The 21,801-nt window shown below is 59.2% G+C and carries 25 protein-coding genes; 8 read left to right on the top strand and 17 right to left on the bottom strand.

Translation table 11 applies throughout. The features are described 5' to 3' along the window. The 4 genes from AEAC466_RS32160 to AEAC466_RS32145 form a co-directional block, all read right to left on the bottom strand. Positions 1 to 617: hypothetical protein (locus AEAC466_RS32160; RefSeq protein WP_023457929.1), on the bottom strand; the 617-nt coding region annotated here is incomplete at its 3' end. A gap of 85 nt (positions 618 to 702) precedes the next feature. Next, positions 703 to 1,395, bottom strand: a complete 693-nt coding sequence (locus AEAC466_RS32155) for a hypothetical protein (RefSeq protein WP_023457928.1) — start codon at positions 1,393 to 1,395, stop codon at positions 703 to 705. A gap of 52 nt (positions 1,396 to 1,447) precedes the next feature. Then, positions 1,448 to 2,242 carry an exodeoxyribonuclease III gene (gene xth, locus AEAC466_RS32150; protein ID WP_023457927.1) on the bottom strand — a complete coding sequence of 265 codons (795 nt, stop codon included), beginning with the start codon at positions 2,240 to 2,242 and terminating at the stop codon, positions 1,448 to 1,450. Between the two features lie 57 nt (positions 2,243 to 2,299). Further along, positions 2,300 to 2,629 carry a HesB/IscA family protein gene (locus AEAC466_RS32145; protein WP_023457926.1) on the bottom strand — a complete coding sequence of 110 codons (330 nt, stop codon included), beginning with the start codon at positions 2,627 to 2,629 and terminating at the stop codon, positions 2,300 to 2,302. 119 nt (positions 2,630 to 2,748) lie between these two features. Here AEAC466_RS32145 and AEAC466_RS32140 point away from each other — a divergent pair, with 119 nt between their 5' ends. Then, the gene (locus tag AEAC466_RS32140) at positions 2,749 to 3,915 is read left to right on the top strand and encodes a deoxyguanosinetriphosphate triphosphohydrolase (protein WP_369794502.1); all 1,167 of its coding nucleotides are present in this window, start codon (positions 2,749 to 2,751) and stop codon (positions 3,913 to 3,915) included. A gap of 27 nt (positions 3,916 to 3,942) precedes the next feature. Here the strand turns inward: AEAC466_RS32140 and AEAC466_RS32135 are convergent, their stop codons facing one another. Together AEAC466_RS32135 and AEAC466_RS45165 are read right to left on the bottom strand one after the other, a co-directional pair. Continuing rightward, the gene (locus tag AEAC466_RS32135; protein ID WP_023457924.1) at positions 3,943 to 4,338 is read right to left on the bottom strand and encodes a VOC family protein; all 396 of its coding nucleotides are present in this window, start codon (positions 4,336 to 4,338) and stop codon (positions 3,943 to 3,945) included. Between the two features lie 15 nt (positions 4,339 to 4,353). Beyond that, a complete protein-coding gene (locus tag AEAC466_RS45165; RefSeq protein WP_023457923.1) occupies positions 4,354 to 5,286 on the bottom strand; it encodes a GGDEF domain-containing protein in 933 nt (310 codons plus the stop codon). 265 nt (positions 5,287 to 5,551) lie between these two features. On the opposite strand from AEAC466_RS45165, the gene purE reads away from it, so the two are divergent. The 3 genes from purE (at position 5,552) to AEAC466_RS32115 (ending at position 7,508) form a co-directional block, all read left to right on the top strand. Further along, complete coding sequence (gene purE, locus AEAC466_RS32125) at positions 5,552 to 6,043, top strand: 5-(carboxyamino)imidazole ribonucleotide mutase (RefSeq protein WP_023457922.1); 492 nt, start codon at positions 5,552 to 5,554, stop codon at positions 6,041 to 6,043. Continuing rightward, entirely contained in the window at positions 6,043 to 7,122 is a 1,080-nt protein-coding gene (locus tag AEAC466_RS32120; protein WP_023457921.1) for a 5-(carboxyamino)imidazole ribonucleotide synthase, read from the top strand. Before purE ends, AEAC466_RS32120 begins: the two co-directional genes overlap by 1 nt. 83 nt (positions 7,123 to 7,205) lie before the next feature. Continuing rightward, positions 7,206 to 7,508: a YciI family protein gene (locus tag AEAC466_RS32115; RefSeq protein ID WP_023457920.1), complete on the top strand. Its 303-nt coding sequence runs from the start codon at positions 7,206 to 7,208 to the stop codon at positions 7,506 to 7,508. Positions 7,509 to 7,569: 61 nt separating this feature from the next. On the opposite strand, the gene AEAC466_RS32110 is transcribed toward AEAC466_RS32115, so the two are convergent. From AEAC466_RS32110 to AEAC466_RS32100, 3 genes are read right to left on the bottom strand one after another with little or no spacing between them, the layout of a single operon-like run. Next, entirely contained in the window at positions 7,570 to 8,817 is a 1,248-nt protein-coding gene (locus AEAC466_RS32110) for a hypothetical protein (RefSeq protein ID WP_023457919.1), read from the bottom strand. 43 nt (positions 8,818 to 8,860) lie between these two features. Further along, positions 8,861 to 9,193 carry a hypothetical protein gene (locus tag AEAC466_RS32105; RefSeq protein WP_023457918.1) on the bottom strand — a complete coding sequence of 111 codons (333 nt, stop codon included), beginning with the start codon at positions 9,191 to 9,193 and terminating at the stop codon, positions 8,861 to 8,863. Then, the gene (locus AEAC466_RS32100) at positions 9,190 to 9,852 is read right to left on the bottom strand and encodes a COQ9 family protein (RefSeq protein WP_023457917.1); all 663 of its coding nucleotides are present in this window, start codon (positions 9,850 to 9,852) and stop codon (positions 9,190 to 9,192) included. The genes AEAC466_RS32105 and AEAC466_RS32100 overlap by 4 nt, the downstream gene beginning before the upstream one ends. Before the next feature lie 293 nt (positions 9,853 to 10,145). Here AEAC466_RS32100 and rpsU point away from each other — a divergent pair, with 293 nt between their 5' ends. The 3 genes from rpsU (at position 10,146) to AEAC466_RS32085 (ending at position 11,484) form a co-directional block, all read left to right on the top strand. Beyond that, positions 10,146 to 10,382: a 30S ribosomal protein S21 gene (gene rpsU / locus AEAC466_RS32095; protein WP_023457915.1), complete on the top strand. Its 237-nt coding sequence runs from the start codon at positions 10,146 to 10,148 to the stop codon at positions 10,380 to 10,382. Positions 10,383 to 10,482: 100 nt separating this feature from the next. Continuing rightward, the gene (locus AEAC466_RS32090) at positions 10,483 to 10,884 is read left to right on the top strand and encodes an acyl-CoA thioesterase (RefSeq protein WP_023457914.1); all 402 of its coding nucleotides are present in this window, start codon (positions 10,483 to 10,485) and stop codon (positions 10,882 to 10,884) included. Between the two features lie 87 nt (positions 10,885 to 10,971). After that, positions 10,972 to 11,484, top strand: a complete 513-nt coding sequence (locus AEAC466_RS32085; RefSeq protein WP_023457913.1) for a hypothetical protein — start codon at positions 10,972 to 10,974, stop codon at positions 11,482 to 11,484. 9 nt (positions 11,485 to 11,493) lie between these two features. Here the strand turns inward: AEAC466_RS32085 and AEAC466_RS32080 are convergent, their stop codons facing one another. The 7 genes from AEAC466_RS32080 to AEAC466_RS32050 form a co-directional block, all read right to left on the bottom strand. After that, positions 11,494 to 12,228, bottom strand: coding sequence for a hypothetical protein (locus AEAC466_RS32080; protein WP_235074239.1), 735 nt, complete (start codon positions 12,226 to 12,228; stop codon positions 11,494 to 11,496). A gap of 55 nt (positions 12,229 to 12,283) precedes the next feature. Beyond that, positions 12,284 to 12,994 carry a hypothetical protein gene (locus AEAC466_RS32075; protein WP_155913567.1) on the bottom strand — a complete coding sequence of 237 codons (711 nt, stop codon included), beginning with the start codon at positions 12,992 to 12,994 and terminating at the stop codon, positions 12,284 to 12,286. A 109-nt stretch (positions 12,995 to 13,103) separates the two neighbouring features. Further along, positions 13,104 to 14,522 (bottom strand): NAD(P)(+) transhydrogenase (Re/Si-specific) subunit beta, encoded by a 1,419-nt coding sequence (locus AEAC466_RS32070; protein ID WP_023457910.1) that lies wholly within the window; start codon positions 14,520 to 14,522, stop codon positions 13,104 to 13,106. Next, positions 14,523 to 14,915: an NAD(P) transhydrogenase subunit alpha gene (locus AEAC466_RS32065; RefSeq protein WP_023457909.1), complete on the bottom strand. Its 393-nt coding sequence runs from the start codon at positions 14,913 to 14,915 to the stop codon at positions 14,523 to 14,525. A gap of 3 nt (positions 14,916 to 14,918) precedes the next feature. Then, positions 14,919 to 16,064, bottom strand: coding sequence for a Re/Si-specific NAD(P)(+) transhydrogenase subunit alpha (locus AEAC466_RS32060; protein WP_023457908.1), 1,146 nt, complete (start codon positions 16,062 to 16,064; stop codon positions 14,919 to 14,921). A gap of 323 nt (positions 16,065 to 16,387) precedes the next feature. Beyond that, complete coding sequence (locus AEAC466_RS32055) at positions 16,388 to 16,630, bottom strand: aa3-type cytochrome c oxidase subunit IV (RefSeq protein ID WP_023457907.1); 243 nt, start codon at positions 16,628 to 16,630, stop codon at positions 16,388 to 16,390. Positions 16,631 to 16,739: 109 nt separating this feature from the next. Beyond that, the gene (locus tag AEAC466_RS32050) at positions 16,740 to 18,557 is read right to left on the bottom strand and encodes a M3 family oligoendopeptidase (protein WP_023457906.1); all 1,818 of its coding nucleotides are present in this window, start codon (positions 18,555 to 18,557) and stop codon (positions 16,740 to 16,742) included. Positions 18,558 to 18,791: 234 nt separating this feature from the next. On the opposite strand from AEAC466_RS32050, the gene AEAC466_RS32045 reads away from it, so the two are divergent. Further along, positions 18,792 to 20,255 carry a sigma-54-dependent transcriptional regulator gene (locus tag AEAC466_RS32045; RefSeq protein WP_023457905.1) on the top strand — a complete coding sequence of 488 codons (1,464 nt, stop codon included), beginning with the start codon at positions 18,792 to 18,794 and terminating at the stop codon, positions 20,253 to 20,255. Here AEAC466_RS32045 and AEAC466_RS32040 read toward each other — a convergent pair. Next, the gene (locus tag AEAC466_RS32040) at positions 20,239 to 21,630 is read right to left on the bottom strand and encodes an MFS transporter (RefSeq protein ID WP_031238585.1); all 1,392 of its coding nucleotides are present in this window, start codon (positions 21,628 to 21,630) and stop codon (positions 20,239 to 20,241) included. The two genes, AEAC466_RS32045 and AEAC466_RS32040, sit on opposite strands and share 17 nt — an antisense overlap. Positions 21,631 to 21,801: the final 171 nt, after the last annotated feature.

The raw sequence follows: 21,801 nt of genomic DNA, 5'->3' as shown, positions 1-21,801 counted from the left end.
ACCTGGGGCAGGGGGGCAGGCGCGGGGGGCGGGCCGCTGACCGGCGCGGGTTTGGGCGCCGGCGATGTCGCCGTGCGACGCAGGACGGCCTCCACGTGATAGAACCATTTGCGCGCGTTGTTCATGGCGGCGCGCGGGCCTTCGGCGCGTGCGGTCAGGTTGTCATGTGGGTCCCACATGACCAGTTCAAAATCCGGATCAGCGGGATCGTCGAAGATCAGCCGCATGGTTACACGATTTACCACGGGCGCGATATCGTCGAGCAACTTCGCCGGTCCGCCGCGCACGACCCGGCCGACGACCCGATCATCGACAAAGACCTCGATGCCCAGCAATTCATGCATGGTGTAGGGCTTGTGCGGCACCTTGCCAAAATTGCGTACGATGATCACCCGATTGCCTTCGTACGAACTGGCCGCCGCCGCCTTTCGCACGGGTTCAAGCGCCATGACATCGGCCTTGTAACGGCGGCCATCGGCGTCGGTCAGGCCTTCGCGCAGTTCGTCTTCAAGCTTCTTGGGCTGTTCGACGCGGGAGTCGTAGAGGCGGTACAGTACGACCAGTATGGCCAGTACGGCGGCTGAAAGAATGACGATTGTCGGCAAATATGTCGGCAAAGGCGGGTATCCAGGCTTGGTGTCGGTATTACAAACAACAAGTTAACCACGGATTCAGCCTGGCGTTAAGATATTAACACGTCACCTAATGCTTTTCGTCATTATACGTGTCGTTTTGGTCATCGTAGCCGTCATCGTCTTCCCACGGTGGGGGAACCGATGCTGGTTTGTGCACCGGTTTGGCGGTGCGCGGCGCGGTTTGGGCCACGGCGACGGGCGCGCTCTCTTCTGTCGGATAGGGAGAAGGCGCGGCCGGCAGGCGTTTGATCACCGCATCTATATGCGACAACCATTTACGCCCCAGCCGGACGGCTTCGGCCGCGGTTTGGGCATGAATGGGATTGTGGCTGACCTGACCGAACAGGTTGACCTCGAACTCCGGCGTTTCGACATCATTGAACATGAGGCGCAAGGTGACGCGTGAGGCCTGGGCGTGGGTTTCATTGAGAACGCGGCGGCTTTCGCCTTTCTGGGCGCGGGCAACGACCCGTTCATCGACAATCAGCTCGGCCCCTTCGATCTCGTCAAAGGCAAAGACCAGCCCTTGTGCGCCGGTTTCCCACATGATCGCGAGGTCGCCGGCGGTGAAATCGAGCCCGGCCGCCTTGTGGCCGTCCAGGTCGTAGATCACGGCGTCGGCGGCCTTGCCCAATGCCGAATTGAGCGCACGTGCCAACCGACGCGACGCTTCGAACCACCACATCAGGCCGGACGCGATCAATGTCAGGCCGATGCCGGCGAACAGGAAATATAAAAGGATACGGGCGGCATGGGCCATCGGATAGCGCCCTGATTTATGACTAATGAAACCTTTAATACACGCGAAGCGGTTAAGATTTTGTAGTCAATTCAATGACGACCGGCACATGGTCGGACGGTTTGGCTTCATCGTGGGTCTGGCCGCGTGTATCTTTGTGGATAACCAGGTCGATGAGGCGGTCGGCAGCCTGAGGAGACAGCAAGTGGTGATCGATGCGAATGCCTTCGTTTTTCTGCCATGCGCCCGCCTGATAGTCCCAGAAGGTATAGCGATTGCCTTCCGGCTGTATGGCTTCGAAGGCGTCCGTAAACCCGAGATTTTTCAGCCCCTGGTAGGCGGCGCGGACGGCCGGTTGATAGAGGGCATCATCAAGCCACGGACCTTCTTTCCAAAGATCAGCTTTCGTCGGGATAATATTGAAATCTCCCGTCAAAACGGTCACTTCCTCAAGCGTCAAAAGGTATTGCGCCCGCGCGCGCAACCGCTCCAGCCAGCGCAGCTTATAGGCATATTTGTCCGTTTGAATGGGATTGCCGTTCGGCAGGTAGATACAGCCGAAGCGGATGGGCTCGGGCGCTTCTATCACCGCCTCGATATAGCGGGAATGATCATCGGCTTCGTCGTCCAGCCCGCGTTGCACATCGCTCATCGGATATTTGGACACGATGGCGACGCCGTTATAGCTCTTCTGGCCGTGGACGGCGCAGTTATAGCCAAGCGATTCAAAGGCTTCGACGGGAAACTTTTCGTCTATGCACTTGATTTCCTGCAGGCCGCACACGTCGGGCTGAGCCTCACGAAACCACTCAAGCAGGAGCGGCAGGCGGGCGTTGACGGAGTTCACATTCCAGGTCGCGAGTTTCATAGCCTGATGTGTAGGCCGCCGACCGGATTCGGGCAAGAGGCTTGCCGGACAGTCGCCTTAAAGCGAGAAGCTGGTGCCGCAGCCGCATGACGCGACGGCCAGCGGATTGAGAATCTTGAACTGCGACCCCACCAGCTCTTCGACATAGTCAATCATGGACCCGGCCATCAACGGCGCCGACACCTCATCGACCAGAGCGGTCGCGCCATCGAAACTGATCCGGCTTTCGTCGGCGTTCGGCGTATCGGTGAGGTCAAGGACATATTGAAAGCCCGAGCAGCCGCCACCTTCGACCATCACCCGCAACATGACGGGGTGCCCCGCGTCGGCACTGAGACGGTTCAGGTGTTTCGCCGCAGAGGCGGTAAGGGTGATGTTATGGCTCATAGTCTCTCTCTTGCCTGCCGAATATGGGCGCATTCGGTTATAAAATCAGCCCCCTGGGCAGAAAAATGGGCGATTTTTTAGGGAAATCAGTTTAGCGACGGGGCCAAGACTGGAGATATATCGTGAAACAACTGGCCTCTTTTGCCTGCGACGTCGAAAAAAGCCTGGGGCGCCTGCATGCGGAGGCGGACAGCGCGACACGCACCGCCTATGCCCGTGACCGTGACCGTATCATCCATTCGACGGCTTTCCGCCGGCTGAAGGGCAAGACGCAAGTCTTCGTCGCCAATGAAGGCGACTATTTCCGCACCCGTCTCACCCATTCTCTCGAAGTGGCGCAAATCGCCCGGTCGCTGGCCCATTCACTGGCGCTCAACGAAGACCTGGCTGAGACCATTGCCTTGTCGCACGATCTGGGCCATCCGCCGTTCGGCCATGCCGGTGAAGATCAGCTTCATGCCTGCATGGCGCCGTGGGGTGGTTTCGACCATAATGTTCAGACCTTCCGCGTCATAACGCGGCTTGAGGTGCGCTATCCCGCGTTCGACGGCTTGAACCTCACCTGGGAAACCCTGGAAGGGATCGTCAAGCACAATGGCCCGGTCAGCCATCGCATGACCGAACCGTCGTGGAAATCCATCGTCGATTTTAACGCGCAGTGGGATTTGCGCCTGGATACTTTTGCCTCTCTGGAGGCGCAGTGCGCGGCCATAGCCGACGATATCGCCTACAACAATCATGATGTCGACGACGGCCTGCGCGCCGAACTGTTTACGATCCAGGACCTGCTGGACGTGCCGCTAATCGGTCCGGCCCTGCACTCGGTGCGCAAGGACTGGCCGCTTATCGATACGCGGATGTGGCGGCTGGAAGGCGTACGCCGCATGATCGGCGTCATGATGACGGATGTCCTCGCGGAAACCGCCCGGCGGTTGGCGGCGGACGGTATTGAAACCGCCGAAGATGTGCGCGTGACGAAGCGGCCGATGGTCTCATTTTCCAAGGGCGTTTATGACGACCTGTCGCGCTTGCGCGGCTTTCTGTTCGACCGCATGTATAAGCATTACAAATTGAACCGCACACGGTCGCACGCCAAGCGGACTTTGCAGGAAATGTTCAGCCTGTTCATGAATGAGCCCGACACACTGCCGACCGACTGGTATCAGCGCGTCTGTTCGAAGGACAGCGAGACGGCGCGTGCGCGCGTCATTTGCGACTATATCGCGGGCATGACCGACGCTTTCGCCATCGATGAACAGCGCCGTCTGTTCAGTTTCGGTAATTAGGCGAAATCAGCTTTTAGGCCCCATTGTTTACGCACTGGGGGCCGGTTGCAACAGGTCCCACAGGTTACCGAACCGGTCGCGGAAGACCGCCACGGTGCCGTATGGCTCATGACGGGGCGCTTCGGTAAAGGTCACGCCGGCCTCTGAAAAGCGCTGATGATCGCGCGCGAAGTCATCGGTATGGAGAATGAGGAAGATCCGTCCGCCTGCCTGGTGACCGATTTGTGCCACCTGTTCCGGCTTGGTGGCGCGCGCCAGCAACAGGCGCGTTTGCCCACCCATCGGCGCCACGAGCACCCAACGCTTCCCGCCGCCCATGTCGGTGTCTTCGATCAGTTCAAAACCCAGTCCGTCAACATAGTGAGCGATCGCTTCGTCGTAATCCGGGACGAGCAGGGAGAGGGCAGCGATATGTTGAGGCATTTTAGGGCGGCTGTTCTAGCGGCTGGCCTTCTTGGCCAGGAACATGGCGGCATCGGCCTCGCTAACCCAGGCTTCGGCCGAGGCTTGAGCTGCGTAGGCGCGCACGCCGAACGATCCGCCGGCCTTCAAATACAGGCCCGCATGTTCGAACGTGCCCATCATCAATTCGGCTTCCAGCTTCATCGCCTTGATGCGCGAGGATTTGAGGTCGGCGTGACGCAGGAGTATGGCGAATTCATCGCCGCCCATGCGCCCGACGCTATCGCCTTCGCGCACGCTGTTGTTCAGTGTTTCCGCGACATAGATGAGTGCTGCATCGCCCGCGGCATGGCCGTAGCTGTCATTAATGCTTTTGAAGCCGTCCATATCGAGGAAGATCAGGCACGCCTCTTCGCCATAACGGCGGCAATCGGCCATACAGCGGTGCACTTCGCGCAAAAAGGCGCGGCGGTTGAGGGTCGGCGTGAGGACGTCGTTGTCCGCCTGGCCCTGGGCGGCCTGAAGTTGTAGGGTGAGTTGTTCCACCTGCGCATTGAGGCGCTCCGTCTCCTTCATCAGCGAATCGATAAGTTCGCGCGCCGACGGTGACCAATCGGCCTGGGCGATAAGCGACGACGGCGAATGGGGGGGGGACTCGCTCTGGGGCTGAGGCTGGGGGGGCTGTGCCACAGGTGTCAGCGGCACGAAGGCCGCTTCCGACACATGCAGGGTCTCGATCAGGTCCTCAGACTTGATGGCGCGCGTTTCACTCTGCGGATCGCTGAGGGCGTGTACGGTGTTGGGCTCAAAGTGCCGATTGTCGAAGGCTTGCGACTCGAAATAATGGGCCAGCAGACTCTGCATCGATGCTGTTGTGGCGCGGGCAGGCTTTCCCGCCGCCTCATCAAAGGCTTGCAGGTCATTTTCCGATCCGGAGTCCAGCTTTTGGAGGTGTGAATCCAGTCCCATTCGGTCCGATAGTCTGATTATCTGTGCGGTCTTCATCTAGCCTCTAATCAAAGCACGGAAGTGTGACGGGTGCAATGCACACGAGGGCACAATCCCATGCCATTTCTGTGGGGCATATATCTTTTATGGTGGGGAAATGTGGCGTTTTTCGGGGGTAGATTGTACGGAAAACAGTTAATGACAAAGGGCGGACTCAAGGCTTGCAGTGCGTTCACTTCCGACTATACTCCGCGCCTTTCCAAAACCGCCCTTTCAGGACGACTGAATGACCGACACGCCCCCCATCGCCATCATCATGGGATCGCGCTCCGACTGGGGGGTGATGAAAGCCGCCGCCGCGGCGCTGGATCAACTGGGCGTCGCCTATACGTCCCGTGTCGTCTCGGCCCACCGCACACCGCAGCGTCTCTATGAGTTCGCGACGGGGGCGAAGGCGGCGGGTTACAAGGTCATCATCGCCGGTGCCGGCGGCGCGGCGCATTTGCCGGGCATGACCGCTTCCATGACCACCCTGCCCGTCCTTGGCGTGCCCGTGCCGGTACGCGACGGGCTGAAGGGGATCGATTCCCTTCTGTCCATCGTCCAGATGCCGGGCGGGGTCCCCGTGGGCACCTTGGCGGTCGGCGAGGCGGGCGCCAAGAATGCCGGTCTGCTGGCGGCGCAGATCCTGGCCCTGGCCGATCCTGCACTGGCCGAGCGCATCGAAGCCCTGCGCCAGGCGCAGACCGATAGTGTTCCCGATACGGTAGAAGATTGATGCTGAAGTCTCCTCTGTCGCTGGGCGCGACGATCGGTATACTTGGCGATGGCCAGCTTGGCCGCATGTTGAGCCAGGCTGCGTCGAGGCTCGGCTTCAAGGTTGTCATTTTCGGACCTGACAAGGAAAGTCCGGCGGCGCAAGTGTCGCTGGCCTCCAAGGTGGCGGCCTATACCGACGAAGCCGTCCTGGCCCGTCTGGCCGAAAGCTGCGACGTCATTACCTTTGAATTTGAGAATGTGCCGGCGTCCAGCCTCGATTACCTGACCGGCAAGGGCGCGATTGTTGCCCCGTCGTCCAAGGCATTGCGCATCACCCAGGACCGTGTGCTGGAAAAAAGCTTTGCGCGGGACCATGGGATCGGCACGGTCGATTTTTATCCGGTGGACAGTCTGGACGACCTTTATGCCGCGCTGCGGCAATCCGGTCTGCCCGCTCTTCTGAAGACTCGCCGCGAAGGCTATGACGGCAAGGGGCAGGTATGGATCCGCAGTCTGGACGAGGCGCCCGCCGCCTATGACAACCTGAACGGACGACCGTCCATCCTGGAAGCGAAGGCCAGTTTCACGCGTGAAATTTCCGTCGTCGCGGCGCGCGGCTGGGACGGACAGGTAAAGACCTTTCCGATCGGTGAAAACCATCATGTCGGCGGCATTTTGTCGACCACCCTGGCGCCCGCCAATGTGTCGCCCGCCGTCAGCGCCAAGGCGCACGATATCGCCAAGACGGTTCTGGAAGGCCTTGATTATGTGGGCGTTCTGGCCGTGGAGCTGTTTGTGCTCGACGGCGATGCATTGCTGCTCAATGAGATCGCGCCCCGGGTCCATAATTCCGGCCATTGGACGCAGGATGGCTGCTGGTGCGATCAGTTCGAACAGCATATTCGCGCGGTCGCCGGCTGGCCGCTGGGGGATACCTCCGCCCGCTGCACCATAGAGATGACCAACCTTCTGGGGGCGGACATTCTGGCCTGGCCCGATTTGTCGGCCGAACCGGCCTCACGCCTTTATGTCTACGGCAAGGACGATCCGCGTCCTGGTCGCAAGATGGGCCATATCAATCGCGTCAAATCTGTCTGAAATCAGGGTTAATCTCGCACTTGCGAATTGATTTTGAGGCAAAATAAGCGCAAAGAACAGTCAAGTTCTTAAGGAAAAGCCACATGTTTATCGTAACCCTGACCTATAAGGTCCCTAACGACGAAGTTGATCGCTACCTCGAAGGCCACATGGCGTGGTTGAAGGACGGCTATGCCAAGGGCTTGTTCCTGGCAGCCGGTCGCCGTGTTCCGCGCACGGGCGGGATGATCTTCGCCGATGGTGACCGCAACGAAGTCGAAACCATGCTGCGTGCGGACCCGTTCCATGTGAATGGCGTGTCGGACTACACCATTTCCGAAGTCAATATCACCTCAACTGCCACTGGCCTCGAAGCCCTTAAGGCAAAGGCTGAAGCCGCGGCTTGAAGTTCTTGATGGATCGATAATATCAGCCCCGCCGAAACTTGGGTTTCGGCGGGGCTTTTGTTTACATCCGCATGCCAGACATGCTGCCTGTGGGATTGATCTTGAGTTGCAGGAAGCCGACCGTGCCATTCGGGTGGTCGCCGTAAATGGGCTTCAACGCCTCAGGCACCGTATTGAACTGGCGCGTTACGCCAAGCCCCAGTGTCACGGCCTTATTAATGCGGAAGGTACGGATGGCGCCGATCTCCGTCTTGGCCACCCAGTAGGCGCCGTCAACGAGTTCGGTGTTGTAGACCCGCTCATACCGTCCAAGCGCCATCCATTTGTCATTGAAGCGATAAGTGTTTTCCACCAGCCAGGCGTCGCTGGGCTTTTCCGAGCCGTCTGTGGCCTCCTTGCGGCCCCAGGCGAGGGTCGAAGCCAGATGCGGGCCGGCATAGGCCAGGCTCAAGGATTGGCGATTGATATCCTCCTGCGGATGCAGTTGTTCCGGACTGACCTGATGGGCCCAGGATGCCTGAGCGGACAGACGGTCGTTTAGCGCCCAGATCAGGCGGACAGCGGTCGAATCGAGACGGGGCCGGTCGAGGTTGAACCGGTACTGATCCGGCTCCCGGCCGGTGAATTGCGATACTTCGACCTGCAATGGCCCCCGGGACATGCCGGCGGTGACGACGCCCATGGTGATGTGGCCGGAATCGAACCAGTGGTGGGTGATCGGCGCCAGCGGGAAGTTTTCACCTGACGGCCGATGCATGAAGGCTTGCGGACCGAAGCCCGCATCGCCGGGCCAGCCCACCAGAACGAAGCCTTTGGCATTGTCCGAAAACCGGCGGGTGACCTTGGCGGTCATAGCCATGAATAGGTCGTGCGGATGCTGGGCATCGACAAGGTGATGTACGCCATCCGCCGTTTCGCCGGTTTGGAGCAGCAACGGATAACCGCCCTTGCCCATGAAGGCGTCGGGTGACAGCATCAGGTCGAGATCAAGGTCGGTGCGGTCATTAAGGGCGCGTGACGCCATGATCATGGTCATGCCGGCGACGAACGACTTTGATCCGCCGCGTGGCCCTTCCTGATTATCAGCGACGAAGTTCAGCACGGTGTGGTGCATGACCGTCCATCCTGATTTCGGCGTCATATTCATTGGCGAATGGTCCATTTGGGACATGTCCATCCCTGACATGTCCATTTCAGACGTATCCGGGGCCTGATTTGCATGTGTGTCATGGTTCTGGGCGAACGCTGGAACGCCGGCCAGGGTGAAAAGCGCCGCGGTCAACGCGGTCGCGGTCTTGGCGTGGGACATTGCTGTCTCCTGAAATTGAGTGATGGGAAAAGGGTTCAGACCATCAAACAAATTTCGGCGGGCGCGGCTCCAGGCGAACGGGCAGGCCAATGAGGGGCGCGGCAATGGCCGGCCTCAGACGCAGCGACAGGAGTGTCCGGCGCAATAGTGGCACGGGCGCAGAGGCTGCAGCCAGAACGGGCTGGCTACAGCATGGCATGGCAATGGGGGTGCCCTTGATCGGTGAGGGGGCGGGCATGTCGCGTCCGGTGTCCGCCATATCGTGGCAAGGCATATCGGCGGCGTTGGCGGTGGCCGCTGCCGCAGACGGCACCGCGGTCGCGGTCAGTGACATCAAAGCCCATGCAAAAACCAGCAGGGCGCGCAGAAACGTCATGCCGCCGCATTCCGAAAGCGCAGCCGGCCGAGCGATTTTGCGACGTTCAGAAGAACCTCTTCAGGTTTTACGGGCAGCTTGGCCTTGAATTTTTCATAGGCCATGACCTGTTCGATATTGCGGTCAACCTGCTCCACCTGCGCGTCGCGGCCGCGTGACAGGCGGCTCATCATCGCTGTCGTCAGGATGCCGGAGACGATCACCCGTTTGGAATAGTGATTTTCGTCGAGCGCCTTGTCGCCAGCCAGCCGCCAGATGGTGTCGGCGGTCTGCCACAGCAGGCGATGATAGAGGGCGGCGTGGACGGGAAGGGCAAAGAAGCCCATCAGGCGTGTGGCCAGTTTTTCGTCAGCCGCGCCCGCATCGAGGCGCAGATTGATCAGGTAGCCAATTTTCTCCCGAACCTTCATACCGGAGAGCCGGTCCGCCGTTTCAGCACTGAGCAGAACCGAATCATGTTCGCGCCACAGAATAGCGGCGATGTCAGCGGCGCCATGCGGCGCGATGAGGTCGCGTTCCCCTTCGCTCAGGCCCAAGGCACGCATACCCGCCTCAAGCGACTGCCGGTTCACGCCCAAGGTCGGAATATAGGCCGAAACCGCCTGTGCCAGGCGGGATTCGGCGGCTTTTAGTCCAGATAGGGGATCAGGATGGCTCATGGCGCTTACAATAGGCGTTTGCGCGGACCGCGCCAAGGGGGCAGCAGGCGATTTGTGGCAGATTTGCCGGCAGCAAAATGTCGCAGACGGCATAAAATATCAGCAAAAATCCCTTTTCAGGCTTGGTTTGTCTGGACATGTCCTAAGACCTCATGTATGGGCATGTCCGATCTTCCCGCAGGCTTTCGTTTGCGGGCACAAGTTTCTTTTTTCCGCAATTGGCTGATGGGAAGGCTGCCGGAGTTTCTGGCGACACCTCTTCGGCCCCTGAACCCTGAATGGAGAGATACCTTTTGGTACAGATTTTCGTCCGTGACAACAATGTTGACCAGGCGCTGAAGGCCCTGAAAAAGAAGATGCAGCGTGAAGGCTCCTTCCGCGAAATGAAGCGTCACGTACATTACGAAAAGCCCTCCGAAAAGCGCGCCCGTCAGCAGGCGGAAGCCGTTCGCCGCGCCCGTAAGCTGGCCCGCAAGCGCATACAGCGCGAGGGCGGCATCGTTGCGCCGACCCGCGCCGCCAAGGCGTAAGCCTCCGCGCCGTCAGGTGCGACAGAGTTCAAGGCGCTGAAGGCAATGGCTTTCAGCGCCTTTTCTTTTACGGGACGAAACGACTACGGGACGATAGGACATGGCCAAAAGCCCTCACGATCATTCAGAACTGCCTGATCCCGCCGATCTGGGGATACTGACCACCGCCATGCCCGCCGACACTAACCCATCAGGCGACATTTTCGGCGGCTGGCTGATGTCGCAGATGGACCTTGCCGCCGGCAATATCGCTGCCCGCGTTTCTAAGGGCCGCGTGGCCACCATTGCCGTGGACGGCATGGTCTTCCTTACGCCGGTCCAGGTTGGCGACGAGGTGACCGTATATGCCAAGCTTGTTTCGGTTGGACGCACATCGATGAAGATGAAGGTCGACGCCTATCGCCGCCCGCGCGAGGGTGAGGAAAAGACGCGCGTAACCGAGGGAATCTTTACCTTTGTGGCGATCGACGACATGGGACGGCCCCGTCCCGTGCAGGGCTAGCCAAGACAAGTTACAATGTGTTAACAATGCGACGTTGACCGGATGCCCCGGACGGGACATCAATGTGTCATAAGCAGGGGTGTTGTCATGGCGAAGTCATCATTTGTCGAACGTTTCCAGGAATGGCTGAGCGAATGGGATGACGCCAAAACGCGTCAGGTGCTCGTCGTCACGCTTGTCGTATTGTCGGGGCTTCTGCTTGGCATGTTGGTCTATACCATTGCCAAATACGTGCTTGACCAGTTGTTTCCCTTCCCGCCAGGCCTGTATATGGTCGAGGCGGCAGAGCGCGCTGAACTGATGAAGACGGTTTCTGGTCAGGTCTTCATCATCATCCCCGTGACCTGGGCCGTGGGCGCCCTGGGTGGGGGCTATTTTGCCACTGTCATGGGCAAGATCGGCCAGTTCCCCGCCTGGATTACCGGCATATTGCTGACCGCCTATTTCTGGATCGACCTGCTTCATCTGCCCAGCACCACGACCTTGTTCTTGGTGTGCCCTTTAATTGTCGGGGTGTGCGCCTTTGCCGGCGGCTGGCTCGGCATGTATGTGACGGCGCAGAAGGCCGTAAAAACCCAACGGGCCCAGATCCAAGGGTGATTTAAATTTCTATTTCGGTGGATTGTCGAACATCACCGCGCGGGGCGCGCTGCTCAACTTAATCTTGACCGCGCCGGCCATTTGCGACGGCACGAAATAGGGGGTTCCGGCAGGGTATTCACCGTTGTTACCGGTCCTGGGCAAAGGCTTATTTTGGCCATTGGCGAATTCCGCCACAGCGTCACCGCCGCCGACAAAATGAACACGGTCGAGCCGGGGCAGGGCAATGGCCATGACGCCGGCAATCTTGGTCATGGCAGCATTGCCTTGTTTGATGCCGGTTGCCAGGCCCACCGCGTCATATTCCGATTTCAGTCCCTGGGTCGAAAAGACCTTCACCTTTGGGCCAACCACACATGTGGATGGGCCCGAAATATTGACCGTACCGCTATTCAGTTGTGCTGCCGTGGGCAGAGGCGTCACCCGGCCATCTCCGGCGATGGTGAGCGGCGTAGTCGTTCCGCCGGAGGTCAGGGTCAAATGAACCTGGGACGTATCGCACTTCTTGATGCGCAGCACGTAATAGACATTGACCTGGCTGCGTTCGCCTGATGGCAGGGACAGAAATTTTTGCAAACCCGGAAAGGCGTCAGAGGCGGCGATCTTTTGGGTCGTCGTCTGGGCCATTGCCGCCTGAGGCAGGGCCGTTGCTGTAAGCAAACCTGCGGCCAGCACGAAGGCTGTGGGTTTCGACAAAATATTCAACAGCTTGGACATCATCATCACCGATCTTGTTATGATCACTTATCATAACTTGCCGCACTATAAAAAGTTAAGCCTGAATGGCGGCTGAACGAGCCTAATCCTTGGAGCCGATCAGCAGCCGCGTCGGCACGCCCTTGAAGGTCAGGGTAACGGCGCCGGGCATATCCGCCGGGACAAAGGTCAGGTGGGCCGGATGTCGGCCGCCCTTTTTGTCCGTCGAGGCGGGGGTAAAAGGCAGGGGGCGGGTCGTGCCGTTGGCCAGTTTCACTTCGCCCGAGGTTACACCCAGAATATCGACCCGATCGAGCGTCGGCATGGCCATGGCCAGCACGCCTGCCAGCTTTTTCGACCCGGCACGCGCCTGGCTTACAGCCAGGGCAAGGGACTTGGCATCCATGCTTTGCGAAGGCGAGGGATTTGGCAGCACCTCCATGGATATACCGCACTTGGCCTCAGCCGGCCGGGTCACGCTCAGTTTCGCTTTTGCTTTTAGCTGCGCGTCAGTCGGTAAGGGCGACAGGTAGCCTTGCGCATCGGCAGCTATACGGCTTCTATTTGCGCCGTCTTGCAGGCTGAGGTCGATCTGATCGGGTCGCGCACCCTGCACCCTGAGCGCATAGCCAAGATGAAACTCAGTACGCTCAGCCGCCGGCAGCGCGTAATAGTTCCGCAGAAACGGGAAGAGGTCTTCAGCTGGAATAGTTTTGGTTTCGACAGGCGCGGCGCTGACGCTGATGGCAGCGCAAAGGGCTATGGCGGCGGCCATTACCCCTGCTTGGGCGGCGGTAAATGTTCGATGGTGCATGAGATGTTCCCCGGAATGATAGCGGGGACTATAGACGACGGATTATGCAAAATTTATGGCGCAACGATAATCCGTTGCGCCATAACCCGTTTTTCAGACCTTTAGGCCCTTAAAGTGCCTTGACGATACCTTCGACCATCTTCTTGGCATCGGCAAATAGCATCATGGTGTTATCGCGGAAGAACAGTTCGTTTTCCACGCCGGCATAGCCCGCAGCCATGCCACGCTTGATAAACAGAACGGTACGCGCCTTTTCAACATCCAAAATCGGCATGCCATATATGGGAGAGGTTGTGTCCGTCTTGGCTGCCGGATTGGTGACATCATTGGCGCCGATGACGAAGGCGACGTCGGCCGTGGCGAATTCCGAATTGATATCTTCCAATTCGAAGACCTCATCATAGGGCACATTGGCTTCGGCAAGCAGGACGTTCATGTGACCAGGCATACGTCCGGCGACCGGATGGATGGCGTACTTTACCTCGACACCTTCCTCCTTCAGCTTGTCGGCCATCTCGCGCAGGGCGTGCTGAGCCTGGGCGACAGCCATGCCGTAGCCCGGAACGATAATGACCTTTGACGCGTTTTTCATAATGAAGGCGGCATCGTCAGCCGACCCTTGCTTGACCGGGCGTGTCTCGACGTGGCCACCGGCGGCAGCGGCTGTTTCCCCGCCGAAGCCGCCCATGATGACGCTGAAGAAGTTCCGATTCATGCCCTTGCACATGATGTAGCTCAGGATAGCGCCCGACGAACCGACCAAGGCGCCGGTGATGATCAGGGCGATGTTTTCCAGCGTGAAGCCCAGCGCCGCAGCGGCCCAACCGGAATAGGAGTTGAGCATGGACACGACAACCGGCATGTCGGCACCCCCGATGGGGACGATGAGGGTCACGCCCAGCACCAGAGCGATGGCGAAAATAGCCCAGAACGCCCAGGTCGCCAGACCGTGCGTGACGATAAGTACGACGATCAGTGCGACCAGCGCCACGCCCAGCGCGATGTTGATCAGGTGTCGGGCGGGCAGGATGATCGGCGCGCCCGACATATTGCCGTTGAGCTTGGCGAAGGCGATGACGGAACCGGTGAAGGTAATGGCACCGATAGCGCAGCCGAGCGACAGTTCGATCAGGCTCTGGGTTTTCAATCCGCCGGCACCGTCATCGATCCCGAACGCCTGAGGGGCATACAGGGCGCCCACGGCGACCATGCAGGCCGCCATGCCGACCAGGGAGTGGAAGGCCGCCACAAGTTGCGGCATGGAGGTCATGGAGACCTTGTTGGCGATCGTCATGCCGGCTATGCCGCCGACGGCTATGCCACAAAGGATGATCACGATGGTGACGGGATCGAGCGTACCCTTGAAGAGCAGGGACAGCAGGGTCACGCCGACGGCAATGGCCATGCCGACCATGCCATAGAGATTACCCTTTCGCGAGGTCTCCGGTGAGGAGAGCCCACGCAGGGCCAGGATGAACAGCACGCCCGAAACCAGATAGGCGAAGGCGGAAATATTGGCGAAATCCATTTACTTGCCCCCGTCTTTAGTTTGCCCTACCGCTGCGCTACTTGAGGGCTGTTTGTTTTGCCCTACCGCATCGCTGCCTGAGGGCTTTTTTTCTTTCTTTTTGTACATGGCCAGCATACGTCGCGTGACCATGAAGCCGCCGAAGATGTTGACGGCGGCCAACGCCGACGCAATCCCGCCGGCGCCTTTCGACACCCACGACAGGCCGCCACCGTTGGCGGTCGCCGCGGCGGCGATCAGGGCACCGACGATGATGACGGAAGAGATGGCGTTGGTGACGGCCATGAGGGGTGTATGCAGGGCAGGCGTCACGCTCCAGACGACGTAGTAGCCGACGAAGATGGCCAGAACGAAGATGGCCAGGCGGAAGAGGGTGGGATCTACGGCTTCCATGACTTAGCCTTTCAGATTGGGATGGACGACGGCGCCGCCAGCAGTAACAAGGGCGGCCTTGAGGATTTCATCCTCAGCGCCGGTTTTTGCATCTGGTATCAGATTGCCATCCTTGTCGATCAGCAGGCCGACAAAGGCTTGCAGGTTCTTGGCATAGAGCGCCGAGGCATCAGCGGCGATGCTGGCGGCGATATTGCTGGGTCCGATGATCTTGACGCCATTGATATCGACGGTCTCGCCGCGGACGCAGCCTTCGACATTGCCGCCTTGCGGAGCGGCCAGGTCGACCAGCACCGAACCGGGCTTCATCGAAGCGACCTGTTCGCGCGTGACCAGGATCGGCGCGGCGCGGCCGGGAATCAGGGCCGTGGTAATGACGATGTCCTGTTTGGCGATGTGGGTTGAGGTGAGGGCGGCCTGTTTCGCCTTGTATTCGGCCGACATTTCCTTGGCATAACCGCCGGCGGTCTGAGCGTTCTTGAATTCATCGTCCTCGACGGCCAGGAATTTCGCCCCTAGTGATTCAACCTGCTCCTTAGTGGCGGGCCGGACGTCTGTGGCGGTGACCACGGCGCCCAGGCGGCGGGCCGTGGCGATGGCCTGAAGTCCCGCGACGCCGACGCCCATGATAAAGGCTTTAGCGGGCGCGACCGTTCCCGCCGCCGTCATCATCATCGGGAAGGCCTTGCCATAGGCGTTGGCAGCTTCGATAACGGCGCGGTAACCGGCCAGGTTGGCCTGGGACGATAGCACGTCCATGACTTGCGCGCGGGTAATGCGCGGCACGAATTCCATGGCATAAGCGGATGCCCCGGCCTTGGCCAGGCTGTTCAAGGCGCCCTTTTCGCGATAGGCATCCAGCATGGCGATGACGATTGCGCCGGATTTTAGCGCTGTGATTTCATCGGCCGCCGGTTGCCGGACTTTCAAGACGATATCGGCGTCGCTCAGGGCCTCCTTGAGGGTTGCGACGATGGTCGCGCCCGCATCGCTAAACGCCATATCCGTAATCGAGGCTCCAAGGCCCGAGCCCGTCTGTATTTTTACGATGTGGCCCGCGCCGGTCCATTTTCTGACGGTGTCAGGTGTGGCGGCGACGCGTGTCTCACCCGCGATCTGTTCTTTGGTAATAGCAAGGGTTAAGCCCACGATTCTTCCCTTTTTAACTGAGGCTTACAAGGATACTCGATACACCCGTAACGACTTTGGCGTCGCTTATAATTATTGTGTCTGTTATGGCTAAATGATCGCCAAGTCAAAGATCGAATGGTCGATATCTGGTCCTTGTAATCATTACTTGGGCTAAACTATGCGTGTTTGCCGACGGCGTAAAGAGGCCGCAACGGATCAACCAGTTCTGCTTTTACCTCGGCAAATACTCAGACCTATGGCGCCATTCGTAAATAAAAACGCCCGTGTGCAGGGCACGCGGGCGTCAATAATCAAGTCGCTTAGGTGGCCTAAGCCCGTTATCAGTGCTGATCCGGCTTCTTCTTCAGCATGAACCAGCCGACCGCTGCGACTACAACCGCCGCGATGAGCGAACCAATAAATCCTGTCTTCGTGCATGTCAGCAGGACCAGGAAGGTGAGGACTACGGCCAGGTGCAGACTGAGCCACTTGGTCAGGCTGGTAAACAGCTCGTATGAATGCTGCTGCTGATGCACGTCCATTTCGCCTGGGACATAGTCGGAGTGGTCGTGATGGTCAGCCATGGCGTTCATCCTGAGAAGGGCGGATTTGACTCCGCGCACGAAGATATTATCAACGCTCTTACAAAAGCTCGCCGCGCAGGTCAATTGTCGTTTTGCCGATTAATCGGCGTCAGACGAGCGCTTCGAACGCCTCTATCAGGCCTTCAAGACGCGCGCAGCCCATCTTCCAGAAGGACTTGTCGCGTGGGTTCATGCCGAACGGCGCCAATGCCTCGACATAGGTTCGCGTACCGCCGCCGGCCAGCAGTTCGCGATAGAGTGGCGTAAAGGCAGCCGGATTTTCGCGGCGCTTTTCCATCAGGGCGGAGACCAGCAAGTCGCCGAAGGCGTAGGCATACACGTAAAACGGCGAATGGACGAAGTGGCTGACATAGGCCCAATAGACCTCGTAGCCGTCATTCAGCTTGATCGCGGGACCAAGGCTTTCGCCCATGACATCGAGCCACATCGCATTGATCTGATCCAGAGCCACCTCACCCTCCAGGCGGGCGGCGTGAAACTTTTCCTCGAAACGATGAAAGGCGATCTGGCGGATGACGCTGTTCAGGCCGTCCTCGATCTTGCCGGCCAACAAGGCTTTCTTTTCCTCAAGGGTGGCCGTGGCAACCAGGTGCTCAAACACAAGGCCTTCGGCGAAGATGGAGGCGGTTTCGGCGAGGGTCAACGGGGTGTCGGCCAATATTGACCCCAGCGGCTGGCACAGGGTCTGGTGCACCGCATGACCCAATTCGTGGGCCAGGGTGAGGACTTCGCGCCGGTCGCCGGAGAAATTCAGCATGACGTAGGGATGGCGGTTGGCTGTAACCGGGTGGGCGTAGGCGCCTGACGATTTACCGGGACGCGGGGCGGCGTCGATCCACGGACGGTCGAAGAACCGTTCGGCGCGATCGGCGAATTCCGGTCCCATCTGGGCGAAGCTGTCGAGGACGATTTTTCGGGCCTCTTCCCAGCTGTAATGCTTCTGGATATCCTGGGTGAGGGGGGCGTTGCGGTCCCAATAGTCCAGTTGCTTTCGGCCCATTACCTTGGCCTTCAGCTTGTAGTAGCGGTGGGAGAGGTTGACGTAAGACTCGCTGACTGCCTCGGCCATGGCGTCGACGGCGTCCTTGTCCACCTCATTGGCGAGATGGCGCGCCGCCGCCGGATCGGCATATTTGCGCCAGCGGTCTTCGACCTGCTTTTCGAAGGCAAGGGTATTGAGAGAAAGGGCGAGCACCGGCGCATTGTCGCGAAGCGCCACGCTCAGGCCCTGGGCGGCGGCCTTACGTATCGGGGCCTGCGGTGCAGACAGACGCGTCAGGGCTTCGTTAAGCGTCAACGATTCCTTACCCACCTTGGCGCGCAGGCGCGTCAGGGTTTCGTCGAACAGCCGGGTCCACTGGCTTACGGCCGGCATCCGTTCCAGCATCAGCCGTTCAAGGTCCGGCGTCAGTTCGTGTGGGCGTGAGGCGCGGATGCGACGCAGCCACGGACGCCAGCGTTGCGCCTTCTCGACGGTTTTGAAGGCATTTTCGATTTCCCAGTCTTCCAACTGGTTGAGTTCCAGCGACAGGAACAGACTGTCGGCGGAGATCATCGCGGCCTGCGTGCCGAGGTCGGACTGCATTTTGGCGATGCGCGCGTTTTCACGGTCAATGGTTGACGCCAAGGTGGCATAGGCCAGTGCGCCGCCCATCTCGTCCATCGCCTTTTCGTATAGCGATGCCGCCTGGTCGATAAGCAGGCCCAAGCGTTCCGCATTGCCGCGCGCCGATACGAACTGCCCCTGAAGTTTGGCCAACTCGTTGATGTGGGCTTCCCCCCGCGCGAAATCCTGCGCGATCTTGGGGTCTTCGGGACCGTCGTAGAGATCGGACAGATCCCAGACGGGCAATTGTGTGGCGGGGTCGACGGGTAGTGTGGCCGAAGCGGCAGTATCTGTTTTCATGTTCCGGACATAGCGACAAACTCTGACAAAATCGAGAGGCTGGGCGGAAAATCTTGTCCCGGTCACTGTGCGCCGCGACCGCAGCGGCTAGGTGTCTCGTTTCAGGGCGTACGAAAACGGCACATTAATCATAGTTCTACACCCGATTTTCACCCCGAAGGACTAGTTGTGTTTCAAAATAAGGCGAATTTCGAATGGGTTCGTCAAATGATTCAGAACGATTGATGGTGTGACATGGCAAAAACGATCCTGATCTGTGACGATGATCCGACGCAGCGCCGGCTGATTCAGGCCGTACTGGAACGCGAGGGCTTTTCCGTCCTGCATGCGGAAAACGGTAACGAGGCCTATGATCGACTGTCGCAGAATTCCGGCATCGATGCCGTCATCCTTGACCTGGTCATGCCCGGGCAGTCGGGCATTGACACGCTTAAGGAAATCCGCGCCGCAGGCATCCGTACGCCGGTCGTGGTGCTGACGGCGTCGGGCGGTATCGATACGGTCGTCAAGGCCATGCAGGCCGGCGCGCAGGACTTCTTTATCAAGCCGGCGTCGCCTGAACGCATACTGGTATCGGTTCGCAATGCGCTCCAGATGGGCGACCTGTCCGCCGAAGTGGCGCGGCTGAAAAAGCACACGGCCAATCGCACGTCGTTCGACGACTTGATCGGCACATCGGCCGCCATGCAGATCGTACGCCGCTTGGGCGAACGCGCCGCAAAGTCGTCGATCCCCGTGCTGATCCTTGGCGAAAGCGGCGTCGGCAAGGAACTGATTGCCCGCGCCATTCAAGGATCGTCGGAACGCGCCGGCAAGGCCTTTGTCGCCGTCAACTGCGGCGCCTTGCCGGAAAATCTCGTCGAATCGATCCTCTTCGGCCACGAAAAGGGATCTTTCACCGGTGCATCCGACAAACATCTGGGCAAGTTCCAGGAAGCCAATGGCGGCACCCTGTTCCTTGACGAGGTCGGCGAGCTTCCGCTCGACATGCAGGTCAAGCTGCTGCGCGCCTTGCAGGAAGGTGAAATCGATCCGGTCGGTTCCAAGCGTCCGGTCAAGGTCGATGTTCGCATCATTTCGGCGACCAATCGCAACCTGGCCGACCAGGTCAAGGCTGGGGCCTTCCGCGAGGACCTGTTCTACCGGCTCAATGTCTTTCCGGTCGAAGCGCCGTCCTTGCGTGAGCGCCGCGAGGACATCCCAGCGCTGATCGATCACTTCATTCGCCGCTTCAATATCGAAGAAGGCAAGCGCGTGACCGGTGTGTCCGGCGATGCTTTGTCAATGTTGACGGCCTATGATTGGCCCGGCAATGTGCGTCAATTGGAAAACACCGTCTATCGTGCCATTGTCCTGAGCGACAGCCCCCATCTTCAGGCCTTCGATTTCCCGGCAATCAGCGGCCAGGTGGCGCCGATCATGACGTCGTCGGACGACGCAGCCCCCAGCGTGGTCCGCGTTCTGGAAGAACATCATGAGGCTTTGAGCGCCTTGCATGACGCGCCGGTACGTATTCTGGATGAGGCCGGGCACCTGCGCAAACTCGAAGACATTGAACGCGACCTGATCGAGCATGCCATCGGCGTCTATGCCGGTCATATGTCGGAAGTCGCGCGTCGTCTGGGTATCGGTCGATCGACCCTCTATCGCAAGGTGCGCGATTGTGGTCTGGAGGGATTGGTCAAGGAGGCGGGTTAGGCGGCTTTCCAAGCACGCCGGACAGCCACTGTGCCTGTAGCTTTACCACATGATCGGGTGTCAAATCGTATAGGGCGATGATCCCGGCTGCGCCAAAGCACAGAGCCGCCGGTGCCAGGCCGATCAGGTCGCGAATGTGATCGAGAATCCGTTGCGTCGCGAGCGAGTTGGCAGCGTACCCCGCCAGCACCGCGCCGATGACCGCAGCCGAAGCCGCAGCACCGACTTTCTTGCCAAACATGATCATGGAATAAGTCATGGCCGTCGCTCGATGGCCGGTCTTCCACGCGTTGTAGTCAGCGGTATCGGCGCACATGACGAAGGCGAGGGTGCTGGCCGTTCCAAAGGCGGCACCGATGACGGCTTCGAGCGCGAACATCAGAACCGTCTGGTTTGGAGGGCAGGCGTAAAGCGCCAGGCTGCTCAAGCCCGCCACCGTCATGGCCAGTGTAATCAATCGTTGACGAGATAGCCATCGGGTCAAGACAGCGGCCGCGGCAGAGCCCGCCGCCAGTCCCAGTGTGAACGTCATGACGAAACCGATGATAAGGTCCGGCTTGCCGATACAGACCTTCATAAAATATGGTGTCATGGCGGTATGCAGCATAAACGCGAACTGCATTACTAGGCCCAGGGCAAATAGAATGGTCCAGGGGCGATTGGTAAACAGGTCGCGTATATCCGTTAGCGGATTGTGGTTCGGCTGGGATGACAGCGCAAGGCGTTCGCGCGTCTGGAGGAACAGATTAACCAGTATCCCCGCAACGATTACGCCGAAAACGGTCATGACGAATTGCCAGCCCAAGGCATCATTGCCGCGGCCAGCGAAAGCCACCAGCTTCGGCGTTGCCCAGGTGATCAAGACCGCGCTGAGGAATGCGCCGCCAAAACGGGCGCTGATAATCAGCCCTCGCTGGTCAGAATCGAGGGTGATAACGCCGGACAGGGCATTATAGGCCGTATTGGCCGCCGTATAGATCAGGTTAAGGAGGATCAGGCTGATATAGGTATTCGCCAGACGCCCCTCCGACGCGACGCTTCCGAGGGAAAAGAAGTGGATTCCGGCGGTTGCCAGCGGCAAGGCCAACCACAGAAACCAAGGACGGTAGTGCCCGTAGCGCGTGTGAGTCCGGTCAGCGATTGCGCCGAAAATCGGATCGGCTACGGCGCTGATAAGCCGCATAGTGACAAGCAGACTGGCAATGCTGGCCAGACTCAAGCCGACCACATCGCTAAGATAGACCATCATGAACGCCGATAGAGGGGCCCAATACAGGTTGAAACCCGCATCCCCCAGGCCATAGCTAACGACTTCGCGGGCGTGAATTGGCTCATACGCCTGCAGGACGGATTGGTCGCTCACTGGCTGAGACATTGGTTAAGGCACCCGTTTCAGGCGTGTTGTGGGGATTTTTCGCTATTCTGGCGATTTTAGGTTAATGAACTCGTAAACCGGTCTGACCGCCTCGGTTGCGACGATGGACGCGTTCCCACCCAAGTAGACCGGAAAATAGTTGCTCATTTTCAGTCACTTATGTGGTTATAA

This window comes from Asticcacaulis sp. AC466 (assembly GCF_000495815.1).
In the GTDB taxonomy this organism is placed as follows: Bacteria; Pseudomonadota; Alphaproteobacteria; order Caulobacterales; family Caulobacteraceae; genus Asticcacaulis.
This window is presented reverse-complemented; position numbering and strand designations above follow the sequence as displayed.

Bases quoted from the DNA above. Each gene is read 5' to 3' on its own strand.
- AEAC466_RS32115 (WP_023457920.1), top strand. From the start codon at position 7,206: ATGTTTATCGTAACCCTGACCTATAAGGTCCCTAACGACGAAGTTGAT.
- AEAC466_RS32120 (WP_023457921.1), top strand. From the start codon at position 6,043: ATGCTGAAGTCTCCTCTGTCGCTGGGCGCGACGATCGGTATACTTGGC.
- AEAC466_RS32085 (WP_023457913.1), top strand. From the start codon at position 10,972: ATGGCGAAGTCATCATTTGTCGAACGTTTCCAGGAATGGCTGAGCGAA.
- AEAC466_RS32105 (WP_023457918.1), bottom strand. From the start codon at position 9,193: ATGACGTTTCTGCGCGCCCTGCTGGTTTTTGCATGGGCTTTGATGTCA.
- AEAC466_RS32110 (WP_023457919.1), bottom strand. From the start codon at position 8,817: ATGTCCCACGCCAAGACCGCGACCGCGTTGACCGCGGCGCTTTTCACC.
- AEAC466_RS32055 (WP_023457907.1), bottom strand. From the start codon at position 16,630: ATGGCTGACCATCACGACCACTCCGACTATGTCCCAGGCGAAATGGAC.
- AEAC466_RS32075 (WP_155913567.1), bottom strand. From the start codon at position 12,994: ATGCACCATCGAACATTTACCGCCGCCCAAGCAGGGGTAATGGCCGCC.
- AEAC466_RS32070 (WP_023457910.1), bottom strand. From the start codon at position 14,522: ATGGATTTCGCCAATATTTCCGCCTTCGCCTATCTGGTTTCGGGCGTG.
- AEAC466_RS32065 (WP_023457909.1), bottom strand. From the start codon at position 14,915: ATGGAAGCCGTAGATCCCACCCTCTTCCGCCTGGCCATCTTCGTTCTG.
- AEAC466_RS32155 (WP_023457928.1), bottom strand. From the start codon at position 1,395: ATGGCCCATGCCGCCCGTATCCTTTTATATTTCCTGTTCGCCGGCATC.
- purE (WP_023457922.1), top strand. From the start codon at position 5,552: ATGACCGACACGCCCCCCATCGCCATCATCATGGGATCGCGCTCCGAC.
- AEAC466_RS32050 (WP_023457906.1), bottom strand. From the start codon at position 18,557: ATGAAAACAGATACTGCCGCTTCGGCCACACTACCCGTCGACCCCGCC.
- AEAC466_RS32135 (WP_023457924.1), bottom strand. From the start codon at position 4,338: ATGCCTCAACATATCGCTGCCCTCTCCCTGCTCGTCCCGGATTACGAC.
- xth (WP_023457927.1), bottom strand. From the start codon at position 2,242: ATGAAACTCGCGACCTGGAATGTGAACTCCGTCAACGCCCGCCTGCCG.
- AEAC466_RS32090 (WP_023457914.1), top strand. From the start codon at position 10,483: ATGGCCAAAAGCCCTCACGATCATTCAGAACTGCCTGATCCCGCCGAT.
- AEAC466_RS32145 (WP_023457926.1), bottom strand. From the start codon at position 2,629: ATGAGCCATAACATCACCCTTACCGCCTCTGCGGCGAAACACCTGAAC.
- AEAC466_RS32100 (WP_023457917.1), bottom strand. From the start codon at position 9,852: ATGAGCCATCCTGATCCCCTATCTGGACTAAAAGCCGCCGAATCCCGC.
- AEAC466_RS32040 (WP_031238585.1), bottom strand. From the start codon at position 21,630: ATGTCTCAGCCAGTGAGCGACCAATCCGTCCTGCAGGCGTATGAGCCA.
- AEAC466_RS45165 (WP_023457923.1), bottom strand. From the start codon at position 5,286: ATGGGACTGGATTCACACCTCCAAAAGCTGGACTCCGGATCGGAAAAT.
- AEAC466_RS32045 (WP_023457905.1), top strand. From the start codon at position 18,792: ATGGCAAAAACGATCCTGATCTGTGACGATGATCCGACGCAGCGCCGG.